The 11,754-nt window shown below is 42.7% G+C and carries 6 protein-coding genes; 5 read left to right on the top strand and 1 reads right to left on the bottom strand.

Annotated elements, in window-relative coordinates; all coding sequences use genetic code 11:
- The first annotated feature begins 59 nt into the window (after positions 1 to 59).
- The 4 genes from ACQFX9_RS25115 to ACQFX9_RS25100 all read left to right on the top strand — a co-directional run bounded on the left by ACQFX9_RS25115 (position 60) and on the right by ACQFX9_RS25100 (position 6,759).
- Positions 60 to 647, top strand: coding sequence for a TetR/AcrR family transcriptional regulator (locus ACQFX9_RS25115; protein WP_427159292.1), 588 nt, complete (start codon positions 60 to 62; stop codon positions 645 to 647).
- A 162-nt stretch (positions 648 to 809) separates the two neighbouring features.
- Positions 810 to 2,363: an efflux RND transporter periplasmic adaptor subunit gene (locus tag ACQFX9_RS25110; protein ID WP_427159291.1), complete on the top strand. Its 1,554-nt coding sequence runs from the start codon at positions 810 to 812 to the stop codon at positions 2,361 to 2,363.
- A gap of 167 nt (positions 2,364 to 2,530) precedes the next feature.
- Positions 2,531 to 5,722, top strand: a complete 3,192-nt coding sequence (locus ACQFX9_RS25105; protein WP_427162996.1) for an efflux RND transporter permease subunit — start codon at positions 2,531 to 2,533, stop codon at positions 5,720 to 5,722.
- Positions 5,723 to 5,940: 218 nt separating this feature from the next.
- Entirely contained in the window at positions 5,941 to 6,759 is an 819-nt protein-coding gene (locus ACQFX9_RS25100; protein ID WP_427159290.1) for a SirB1 family protein, read from the top strand.
- Between the two features lie 18 nt (positions 6,760 to 6,777).
- Here ACQFX9_RS25100 and ACQFX9_RS25095 read toward each other — a convergent pair whose 3' ends face one another.
- Positions 6,778 to 9,213, bottom strand: coding sequence for a TonB-dependent receptor domain-containing protein (locus ACQFX9_RS25095; protein ID WP_427162995.1), 2,436 nt, complete (start codon positions 9,211 to 9,213; stop codon positions 6,778 to 6,780).
- 628 nt (positions 9,214 to 9,841) lie between these two features.
- On the opposite strand from ACQFX9_RS25095, the gene ACQFX9_RS25090 reads away from it, so the two are divergent.
- Positions 9,842 to 11,374, top strand: coding sequence for a SagB/ThcOx family dehydrogenase (locus ACQFX9_RS25090; RefSeq protein WP_427159289.1), 1,533 nt, complete (start codon positions 9,842 to 9,844; stop codon positions 11,372 to 11,374).
- Positions 11,375 to 11,754 lie beyond the last annotated feature (380 nt).

The raw sequence follows: 11,754 nt of genomic DNA, 5'->3' as shown, positions 1-11,754 counted from the left end.
ATGCAAGCAATTACTTGCAATTGTAAGCAAGTGCTTGCATAAATGTTATGAATCATTTAATGTCAAGAACAGCGCACACTCGGTTACGGTTAATCAATGCGGCAACTGAAGTATTCGCTGATGCAGGGTTAACGGGAGCTACTACCAGAGAAATTGCGCGGGTAGCAGGAGTCAATGAAGTTACTTTGTTTCGCCATTTTCAAACGAAGGAGCAACTTTTAGCAGCTGTGATTCAGCAAGCTATGGCTTTACAGGCACAAATGTTGGCTTATCAGGATGAATGGACTCAGGATTTACATATTGACTTGAGACATTATGCGCGGTTGTGTAATCGCATGATGGAAGAACACGAAGCCTTGATTCGGACATTTATTGGAGAAGCTAAACGCCATCCAGAAGTAGCTCGTCAAATTTTATACGATGCAGACCAAGCTCTGCGGGAACAGCTAGTCACCTATCTCACAAAAGCTCAGAAGAAGGGGAAAGTACGCACAGATGTAGATTTGCGGGCTGCTGTAGATAGTTTTACTGGAATGCTATTGTATGGAGTGTTACGTCGGGGTCATGCTACTGGTACATTGGGTTATAGTCGTGCTTGTTACATTGAAACCTGTGTGCAGATATTGGTCAGTAGCTTAGAGATATAGGGAAAAATGACAAGTTTATTCTAGATTTGCCACTATGTATCAACGTAATATCACAGATTGCTACAGCAGATATTAATCATCAGTAGAGTTTTTCAAGATTCACCTTAAGAAAAGAGATTTACGTAATTTTCCTAGCTGAGATTTAAGGACTAGTAACAATATATGTCTCATGAAGAACACTCTCATTCCTCTGTGCCAGTAGATACACAAGATACCCAAGGCACTGAAAAATCTGATAGTCCCTCATCAGAAAATCCATCGCTCTCAAATTCCCCTGGGCAAAAGCCGCGTTGGCCTTTAATTGTGGGGGTGATTTTGCTGATTTTGGGTGGGGGTTTTGGCTGGAGATGGTGGCAGGGTAGCATGGCTGCCAATAAACAATCAGCAACAGCAGCTGGTAAACCGATGGGAATTCCGGTAAAAGTGGCGGAAGTAGAGTCAGGAAATTTACAGGAAAGCTCCGTATTTGTCGGTAGTTTAGAAGCACCGCGTTCAGTGGTACTTTCTCCAGAAATTGAAGGTAGAGTTAGTCAGATTTTAGTCAGGGAAGGCGATCACATCCAGGAAGGACAAGCTGTGATTCGTCTGGAAAGCGATAATGTTCAAGCGCAGTTATTACAAGCCAAAGCATCCCTAGAACAAAGCCGCGCCCGTCTCGCAGAACTCAAAGCGGGGACACGCGCCGAAGAAATCGCCCAAGCCAGAGCGCAAGTAGCCCAAGCCCAAGCCAGATTAGCAGATGCCCAAGCCGGAGCGCGTCCAGAGGAAATTGCTCAAGCCGAAGCACAAATTGAATCAGCCAAATCGGAATTAGACTTAGCTAAATCCAGAGCCAAGCGATACGAACAACTCAGAAAAGAAGGTGCAGTTTCGCAAGACACCTTAGATTCATATTTAAAGGAACAACGCAGCGCAGAAGCTAGCTTACAAGAAGCCCAACGCAGATTAGAACAATTACGCAAAAGCCGCCGTTCTGATATTACCGAACTTACAGCTGCCCTAGAACAGCAAAGACAAAACCTCAGACAACTGGAAAACGGCGCGCGTCCCGAAGAAATTGCCCAAGCGCGATCGCAAGTTACCCAAGCCGCCGCCCAAGTCAAATCTGCCGAAGTCCAAGTACGTTATACCAACGTTCTCGCGCCGTTTACGGGAATTGTTGGTGATATTCCTGTGCGCGTGGGTAGCTTTGTCAGCAAAGGCGATCAACTCACCACACTGACTAGAAACAGTGCTTTAGAACTGAATATTTCCATTCCCCTCAACCAAGCCGCACAACTACGGACAGGATTAACTGTACAGATGTTAAACGCCCAAGGCGAACCCACCGCCACAGGGAGAATTAGTTTCATCGAACCCAACGCCAATTCCAACTCCCAAACAGTCCTAGCCAAAGCCACCTTTAGCAACGGTACAGGACAACTACTCAATCGCCAACTAGTGCAAGCGAGAGTAATTTGGGGTGAACGTCCAGGGGTATTAATTCCCGTCACCGCCGTATCTCGCCTGGGTGGAGAAAGCTTTGTCTTTGTCGCCCAACCACCAGAAAAGCCCCAACCAGGAGGCACGTCTTTAGTGGCCAGCCAAAAACCGGTGAAATTAGGAGCGATTGAAGGTAACAATTATCAAGTCCTAGAAGGGCTGAAACCCGGCGACAAAATCGTAGTTTCCGGCATTCTCAACCTCAGTAACGGCGCACCCATTCTTCCAGAGTAGAGGCTTTGAAAGGCAAGGGGGCAGGGGGCAGGGAGCAGGGGAGACAAGGTAGACAAGGTAGAATTTTTTACCAATCCCCAATCCCCAATCCCCAGTCCCCAATCCCCAATCCCCAATCCCCAATCCCCAGTCCCCAGTCCCCAATCCCCAATCCCCAATCCCTATATATGTTCGTCGATTTCTTCATTAAGCGGCCAGTCTTTTCTACAGTCTGCGCGATTATTATTTTGCTGGTGGGACTCATCAGTATTCCCACCTTACCTATTGCCCGGTTCCCAGATATTAGTCCAACACAAATCAACGTTGCTGCTAACTACACAGGCGCGAGTGCAGAAGTAGTAGAAAGTGGTGTGACGAATATCTTAGAACGACAAATTAACGGCGTGGAAGGTGTGAAATATATTACTTCCAGCAGTAGTAATGATGGTTCTAGTAGCATCACAGTAACTTTCGATTCCTCACGGGATAAAGATATTGCTGCCGTCGATGTCCAAAATCGTGTTTCTGTGGCGGAAGCTCAATTACCCGATGTGGTGCAGCGTACAGGTGTGCGAGTCACGAAGCAATCTAATAATATTTTGTTGGCGATTGGTTTGTACACCGATAATCGGGAATATGACAACATATTTCTCAGTAATTACGCTGACCTTTACTTAACCGATGCCTTAAAACGAGTTAAAGGTGTGGGTGATGTGCGAATTTTTGGGGAACGTCGCTATGCTATGCGGTTGTGGTTAGATCCTAATCGTTTAGCCAGTCGGGGTTTAACTACAGCAGATGTCACCAGTGCCTTGTCAGAACAAAACTTGCAAGTCGGTGCAGGGAGAATTGGTCAAGAACCTGCACCTAAAGGACAACAATATCAACTCGATGTCCGCGCAGCTAGCCGACTCACGGATGTCACAGAGTTTGAAGAACTGGTAATTAAAACTGAGAGTGATGGCACTTTAGTTAAACTCAAAGATGTCGGTAGAGCCGAATTAGGGGCGGAAAATTACAATACATTCTTACGTTTCCGTGGCAAAGAGGCAGTAGGCTTGGGGATTTATCAAGTCCCTGGTAGTAACGCCTTGGATGTAGCCAGGGGAGTGAAAGAGGAAATGGCTCGATTAGCACCGAGTTTACCACCAGGAATGAAATATCAGGTAGCTTTTGACACTACTGGTTTCGTTGAAGAATCCCTGGCAGAAGTCGTAAAAACTTTGGTAGAAGCTGTGATTTTAGTAGTGCTAGTCATTTTTGTGTTCTTGCAGGACTGGCGCACTACCTTAATTCCAGCTTTGACGATTCCTTTGGCTTTGGTGGGGACATTCGCCTTTGTCAAAGTTTTTAACTTTTCCATTAATAGTTTGACCTTGTTCGGTTTAACACTAGCATCGGGGATGGTGGTAGACGATGCGATTGTGGTAGTGGAGCAAATTAGCCGTTTTATTCAAGATAAAGGCATTCAACCCCGTCGCGCTGCTAGTGAATCGATGGCGGAACTGTTCGGTGCTGTTATTGCGACTTCCTTAGTATTGATGGCAGTGTTTGTCCCGGTGGCGTTCTTTCCGGGAACGACTGGCGCATTGTATCGACAATTTGCTTTAACCATCGCCTTTTCTATTGCCATTTCCACATTTTTGGCTTTGACCCTTACACCGTCATTATGCGCGTTGTTACTACGCCAAGGACAAAAGCCGACAGGTTGGCTGGGGTGGATTTTTGATCGGTTTAATAATTTTCAGGATTGGGTGAGGGAGAGATACAAGCGATCGCTTACTTTCCTGACTCGAATTAAAAGCATTATCATTGGTCTATTCGTCGTTTCCTTGGGGATGACAGTTTGGTTATACACCACAGTTCCCACAGCCTTTTTACCCGATGAAGACCAAGGTTATTTCATCACGATTATTCAAGGGCCACAAGGGGTATCTTTGCAATACACCAGTGATGTGATGTCTAAGGTAGAAAAGGAAATTTTGCAACTACCGGAAGTGGTAGGAACTTTTGCAGTTGGTGGTTTTGGTTTTAGTGGGAGTACAGCCAATAGCGGGATTATCTTCACCACCTTAAAACCTTGGGATGAACGTCCCCGCCCCGACCAAACAGTACAATCTATCATTGGTAAACTGCAAGGTAAGTTTTTTGCCATTCCCGAAGCCAGAGTTTTTCCTGTCAACCCTCCTGGGATTCAAGGTTTGGGTAACTTTGGTGGTTTTACCTTCCAACTGCAAGACCGCAGAGGCAATAGCGGTTTAGAGAATTTGGTGCAGACAATGGGACAATTGCTAGGACGCGCCAACCAAACACCAGGATTAAAAGCTGTATTTACTACCTTTGCAGCCAATACACCACAGTTATTAGTAGAAGTAGACCGCAACAAAGCCAAAGCCTTGCAAGTTTCTGTGAGTGATATTTTCAGTACCTTACAGACGGCTTTGGGTTCACAGTATGTGAATGACTTTAACTTGCAACAGCGCAACTATCGAGTGTATGTGCAAGCAGACCAACAGTTTCGTGCTAACCCCAAAGATATCGAACAATTGTATGTGCGATCGCAAACTAATCAAATGATTCCACTGGGTAATTTAGTCAAAGTTACCAATATTGTGGGGGCGCAAACTATTAACCACTACAACCTCTTTCGTTCCATTGAAATTAACGGTTCTGCTGCACCTGGTTTTAGTTCTGGGGATGCAATTAAAAAAATGGAAGAAGCCGCCCAAGCTGTTTTACCTGCTGGTTATGGTTATGAATGGTCTGGGACTTCCTTAGAAGAACAAGAATCTGGTGGTTTAGCACCTGTGATTTTTGGTTTGGGACTAGTATTTGTCTTTTTGGTACTCGCTGCCCAATATGAAAACTATATAGACCCAATTATCATTCTCTTGTCAGTACCTCTGGCAATTTTTGGTGCCTTAGTAGCCCAATCAATGCGGGGTTTTGCTAATGATGTTTACTGTCAAATTGGTTTAGTGATGTTGATTGGGTTGGCTAGTAAAAACGCAATTTTGATTGTGGAATTCGCCAACCAATTACGCGAACAAGGACTAAGTATCACCAAAGCAGCAATTGAAGCTTCTCAAGAACGTTTACGCCCAATTTTGATGACGGCTTTTTCTACACTCATCGGGATTTTTCCTTTAGCTGTTGCTACAGGTGCAGGTGCAGGAAGTCGCCAGTCATTGGGAACTGCTGTATTTGGTGGAATGTTAATCGCTACTTTCTTAAGTTTGTTTGTTGTTCCCATCTTGTATATTGTAATTAAGACAACGACTGAACGTTTTCTCAACTTCAATCAGAAGCCAGCATTAGATACAGGTGCAACTTCATTAGATAGACAACCCGTGGCTTCAGGGACAAAAAACGATGATTAAGCCAGTATAAAATCAGCTTTTAGATGGGTGAAAAATTATGTAAAAATCCCACATAATACCCATGTAAAGTCATAAAAATAATTCACAATTAGCATTTATCCCATATTCCCCAGTCCCCAGTTCCCAGTTCCAGAAAAAGTAAAAAAGCAAAAGAATCTTTTCCTTTCTTTTTACTTTTTACTTTTACCTTTTACCTTTTACCTAATCAGGTGTTGCTTATGAACTTCTCTTTACCTCGACAATATTTTTACCAAGAAATCCAGCATTCCGATGAGCATATTGACTTAGCCAAGGCAGCTTTATATATTGCTAAAGAAGAATATCCTTACATTGATATAGAAGAATACTTAAATGTTTTGGATACGATGGCAGAGGAAGTAAAAGAACGTTTGCCATCTTCCCGTTATCCGTTGCGAGTTATTCAAACTATCAATCAATATCTGTATGATGATTTAGGATTCTTTGGGAATCAAAGTAATTATTATGACCCCTGCAACAGTTTTTTAAATGATGTCATTGACCGCCGGACTGGTATTCCGATTACGATGGCCTTAGTTTATTTAGAAATTGCCCGACGCATAGATTTTCCCATGTTAGGTGTAGGAATGCCAGGACATTTCTTGATTCGTCCGGCGATTCCAGAAATGGAGATTTTCGTTGATGCTTTCAATCGTGGCGAGGTGATGTTTGCCCAAGATTGTCAAGATAGAATCAATCAAATGTTTCAGCAAAACGTGCCTTTACGCCCAGAATTTTTAGCTACAGTTAGTAAGCGGCAATTTTTAGCTAGAATGTTAGCTAATTTGAAATATATTTATTTGAGACAACAACAGTTAGAAAAAAGCCTAGCTGTCGTAGAGCGAATTTTGCTATTGTTTCCTGAAGCTGCTTCAGAAGTGCGCGATCGCGGTTTATTAAATTATCAACTAGGTAACTATTCCCAAGCAACGGCAGACTTGCAAAATTATCTCACGAATACTCCCGAAACTGAAGATGCAGCTTTGATTCGCCGATTACTCAGTGATTTAGAAAGTTGATTTGTAATTTTCCATACCTTAAAAGTTAGCCCGCATCTGCACACCATAGGTTACAGGATCGCCAAATCCGGCTGTGACGTTTGGTGCTGGAAACAGAAAACCAGAGGTAATGTAACGTGTATCAAACAAGTTATTGGCGTATAGATAAATACCGTATTTTTCGCCTTCATAACCAATGCGGGTATTCACCAAAGCATAGGGGTCTTGCTTAACTTGGTTGGCATCATCGAAATAAGTTACACCATAACCCCGTAGTTCTGCACGGGCAAAAATTCCGCTTCTACTGCGATACTGTACGGCTAAATTATAGGTAACTTCTGGTGCAAAGGGAACGCGATTATCGCTAAAATCTCCGCCTGTAAAGGGATTTCTGTAGTTTTTAAATCTGCTATCCACATAGCCAATACCAGCGATTAAATTCAATCCTGGTACTGGCTTGGCTGTGAGTTCAAATTCTAAGCCTGTGACTTGCACATTAGCATTAGTGACGTTTCTAAAAAAGCCAAAATCGTCAGTTAGCAGCACTTGATAATTATCCACGTCTGTTTGGAAAACTGAGAGATTAGCCGTCAAGCGGTCATCTAACCAAGAGGATTTTAAGCCTGCTTCGTAAGTCCAGGAAGTTTCCTCTTGAAATCGCCTTGTATCTTCTGTATCTGCACGGTAGTTAAATCCACTTGGTCTGTAACCTTTGGCGATAGTGGCGTATGCCATGACATTCTGACTGAAGCGGTACTGTAAGCCAAATCTGGGGATAAGTTCATCACTATTCAGGGTTGCACCACGCACTTCAGCCGTGGGGGGATTTACACTACCGTCTGTATTTTCAAACACACGACGACGGTCGAGGTCAGTATCAGCCGTTTCGTAGCATAAACCAGCAAATACAGTCAGGGGGGGAACTGGTTTGTAATCAATTTGTCCAAAGATGGCGTAAGTGTGGCGAGACTGTTCTGCGGATACGCGATCGCTTCCTGGTGCGGGTACGCCAAAGGCAACTGCACCAGCTTCCGTATATTTAAAGGTATCATCAATCACTTTAAAATCCCGTGATTCGTAATATCCACCCAACAGCCAGCGCAACTTTTCTGCATCTTCGGGAGATTGGAGGCGAAACTCCTGCGACCACAAGGTAGAATTGATACCAATAACTTGCTGCAACAAATCACCAGGAAAGTTATCACCGACTAAGGTATTTTGATTGCTAAACCGCCGTGTGGTGATGGATGTCGCCCGAAAGCCATTACCGTTATAGCTAACTTTCAAGGCTTGGGTATTAGTGGTGAGGCGATTGAAACCATCGACTTCTTGAGAGATGGTGAAGGGTTCATCCGCATTTTGGCGTGAAAAGGTAGGATTGCCATTATCGTTATCACTGGCATAGGCGTTAAATGATACATTCCATTCTGGGGTGGGTGTCCAGAGAATTTGCGCGCGTCCTGTGACTTGCGATCGCTCTCCCACTGCCCTATCTAGAAAGGTATTGTCAAATATACCATCTCGTGCATTGTATGCCCCTGCCAAGCGAAACGAAAGTTGATTGGGGATAATGGCATCACTTAAAGACAGTTGGAATTCTCGGCTGTTATAACTTCCATAACCTGCGGTAATACCGATTTCTGGCTGATTACTGGGGGGACGAGAAATCACATTCACTACCCCAGCCGGACTACTTCTACCATAGAGGGTACTTTGAGGGCCGCGTAACACCTCTACCCGTTCTAAATCAATCAACGCAACGTCTAGAAAACCCCCGTAATCAAAGGGAACATCATCAACGTAAAAGCCAATAGTGTCTTGACTAGCTAAAAAGTTAAAGTTATTCAACCCCCGCAAACTGTAGTAACTAAAATCAGCACTCCCTGCGGTGGTGGGCAGAAAAGTAAAATTGGGTGTATTATTAGCGATCGCTTGCAAAGAATTGATTTGTCCGTCTGTGAGTTCCGGTTGGGAAATTACCGTTAGGCTCAAAGGTACATCCTGGGAGGCTTCTGGGCGTTTTTGTGCCGTAACTACCAATTCAATTGGTTCATTGGCCTCAGATGAAGGTTGTGTGGATGGTGTTTCACTACTAGGTTGAGAAGGTGTTGGAGATGTTGCTGGCGAGACGACAAAAATTAAACCCTCATCGCTGTCATCTAACTCGACTTGGGGAATTTCTACTTCACCTGTGATCATCACGCGGATACTATTGGCATCCTGATTTATGACTACTACTTCTGTAATACCTGCAAACGGTTTTTCTTGCCGAAATGAATTACCACTAGGTAAACGCAGTTGAGCATTGGGAATATCTGCGATAAATTTATTTCCCTCGCTGTTGTTAGCAATTTGTAATTGTTGAGAAGTAGAATTTTCTAAGAGGATTTCCAGCTTCTGATCAACTATTTGGACACGAACTCCCACTACTGCCAAAACTTGATTTGGTTGTTGTGCTAATTCTGCTTCCCCCATGCTTGGGACAATTTTGATTGTCGAATGTGCGGGAGCAACAGGTAACACAGATATGATAGTAGTTAAGCACAAATAAGCAGATAAATTACGTTTTTTCACTTGATTTCCTCACACCCATGAATTACCCAATAGCAATTAAATATAGGAATTCCACTTGATAAATGAACGTACACACGAAAATAGGGAACAGAAAAATGTACGTTTTTCTGTGGAAAGATTCAAGATGAATCCTCTAGGACTGCTATTTTTTGTTGTGGTAAATATTACTCATGATGTTGAGACAAAATTGCTATCTACGTCAAAAGACAGATTGTCAAACAAGCACTAGTCGAGTGGGGTATGAAAGGCGAATCGTGAATTAACACAGCAATTAGATTTATATTCTAGCACCCTGACACCTCCTAAAATCCCCGATTTCTGAAGGCAGAAACCCAGAAAAGAAGACAATTTCACTGAGATAGGAGTGACTTTTAACAATAACTGTTAACTATTAACTGTTGACTAATGACCAATCCCCTACACTAGAGTAGGGGTTTTTTCATGTCCCTGACTGATGATTAGGGTGAAATAATGGGATTGATGAATGCCAAGATCAAGATAAGGATGTCATAAGGGTACTGCCAGCACTATGCCAGAACTACACCAGTCAATTGCCCAACACTATCATGAACGTACTAAATATGAACCGGAAACCCTTGCAGCCAAAAGTCAAAGGTTAGATTGGGCTAAACAACCAGTACCCTTTAAAGAGTACAGAATCGGTTCTGACATAGACTTGAAACCTTACATCCAAGAAATTCCAGAGACATTTGTCGATGATCCTCAAACTCAATGGTGGCAAAGAATCTCCCGCTTGTTGTTTCGCAGTTATGGCTTGACTGCAAGAATGCCTTCCCTGGGAAATACTGTATATTTGCGTTCTGCGCCTAGTGCTGGGGGGTTGTATCCGGCGGAAGTCTATTTAGTTTCCCGTGGCACACCGTTATTACCGCCAGGATTGTATAACTATCAATGTCGGACTCATTCATTGAAGCTCTTGTGGGAAAATGATCCTTGGCCTGCATTACAGGCAGCTTGTTTTTGGCATCCGGCTTTAGAAAGTACCCAATTGGCAATCATTGTGACGGCGGTGTTTTATCGTTCGGCTTGGCGGTATGAAGATAGAGCCTATCGCCGAATTTGTCTAGATACAGGTCATTTGTTAGGCAATATAGAATTAGCTGGTTCAATTACTGACTATCGTCCACATTTAATTGGTGGTTTTATTGATGAAGCGGTTAATGATTTACTGTATGTAGATCCATTACAAGAAGGTGCGATCGCTGTCTTACCTTTGGCAGATTTATTAGATATCCGGCAAAATTTACCATCAGGATGTACTGCTCTCCCATCCGCAACAGAAACCAATTATCCTTATATTCCCGATGGGGAATTACTGGCATATTTTCACAGTCACACTCAAATTCCCCCAGGTATTACAGGTAAACTCAATTTACCTACAGTTAAACAAGCCAAATCTTTAGAAGATAAATATAATTTCCCTTTTTGTCTTAAAGTCCCCACTGCTACCACTGCCATTGATTGGGGTGATAATTTAGCCAATTTAGAAATTACCATTCATAAACGCCGTTCTACTCGTGCTTACAACGGTGAAGAATTGACTCTCGATGAACTCAAAGCCTTATTAGATTTCACTTATCAACCCCGCAATTATATAAACCAAAATCTTGATCCTGCACCTGATTATTTTGACTTAAATTTAATTCAAACCTTTATCGCTGTTTGTGGTGTCAAAGGACTAGAAACTGGTTGCTATTATTACGCACCCAAAGCGCAAGAATTAAGACAAATTCGGTTTAAAAACTTCCGTAGGGAGTTGCATTTTCTCTGTTTGGGACAAGAACTAGGACGAGATGCCGCAGCTGTAGTGTTTCATACGGCTGACCTCAAATCAGCTATTGCCGAATATGGCGATCGCGTTTATCGTTACTTACATCTGGATGCTGGACACTTGGGTCAACGGCTCAATTTAGCCGCAATTCGTCTGAATTTAGGTGTCAGTGGGATTGGTGGTTTTTTTGATGATCAGGTAAATGAAGTTTTAGGTATTCCCGATGATGAAGCTGTTTTATATATCACTACTTTAGGTCGTCCCCGTTAATATTGACTGTGTTTTATTGTCACTTTTGAATTGGCAGTGTCAAACCAACAGTATAGCTTTGCTTAACGCGTGGCTGATTGTATAGAAACAGCGTAAAATTGCAAAAATTATCTCTATTCTGGCAATAATTGCGATTAAAAATATACTGGATTACTTGTTACCTATGAAGCATGGTGATGCTTTATAGGTAACACATCAGTATATTCACAATATAATCCAAGCACCACTTTATGTTCCAATAATATTTAGATAATTCATAGGTAGATTAATATAGAAATCTTATTTGATTTATGAAGAAAATAAGTATCCCTCTATACTTCTTTCTTCTTGTTCCCTGTGAAGATTTTTCCTTTACCTAATACTATCAATAGTTTCAGTAA

It is taken from the genome of Aliinostoc sp. HNIBRCY26 (genome assembly GCF_050235535.1).
In the GTDB taxonomy this organism is placed as follows: Bacteria; Cyanobacteriota; Cyanobacteriia; order Cyanobacteriales; family Nostocaceae; genus Trichormus.
Note: the sequence above shows the minus strand (reverse complement) of the source record. Positions and strands in the feature narration are given on the sequence as shown.

What these genes read in the sequence shown, in the direction of transcription:
- ACQFX9_RS25115 (WP_427159292.1), top strand. Translation starts at nt 60, where the DNA reads ATGTCAAGAACAGCGCACACTCGGTTACGGTTAATCAATGCGGCAACT.
- ACQFX9_RS25100 (WP_427159290.1), top strand. Translation starts at nt 5,941, where the DNA reads ATGAACTTCTCTTTACCTCGACAATATTTTTACCAAGAAATCCAGCAT.
- ACQFX9_RS25090 (WP_427159289.1), top strand. Translation starts at nt 9,842, where the DNA reads ATGCCAGAACTACACCAGTCAATTGCCCAACACTATCATGAACGTACT.
- ACQFX9_RS25105 (WP_427162996.1), top strand. Translation starts at nt 2,531, where the DNA reads ATGTTCGTCGATTTCTTCATTAAGCGGCCAGTCTTTTCTACAGTCTGC.
- ACQFX9_RS25095 (WP_427162995.1), bottom strand. Translation starts at nt 9,213, where the DNA reads ATGGGGGAAGCAGAATTAGCACAACAACCAAATCAAGTTTTGGCAGTA.
- ACQFX9_RS25110 (WP_427159291.1), top strand. Translation starts at nt 810, where the DNA reads ATGTCTCATGAAGAACACTCTCATTCCTCTGTGCCAGTAGATACACAA.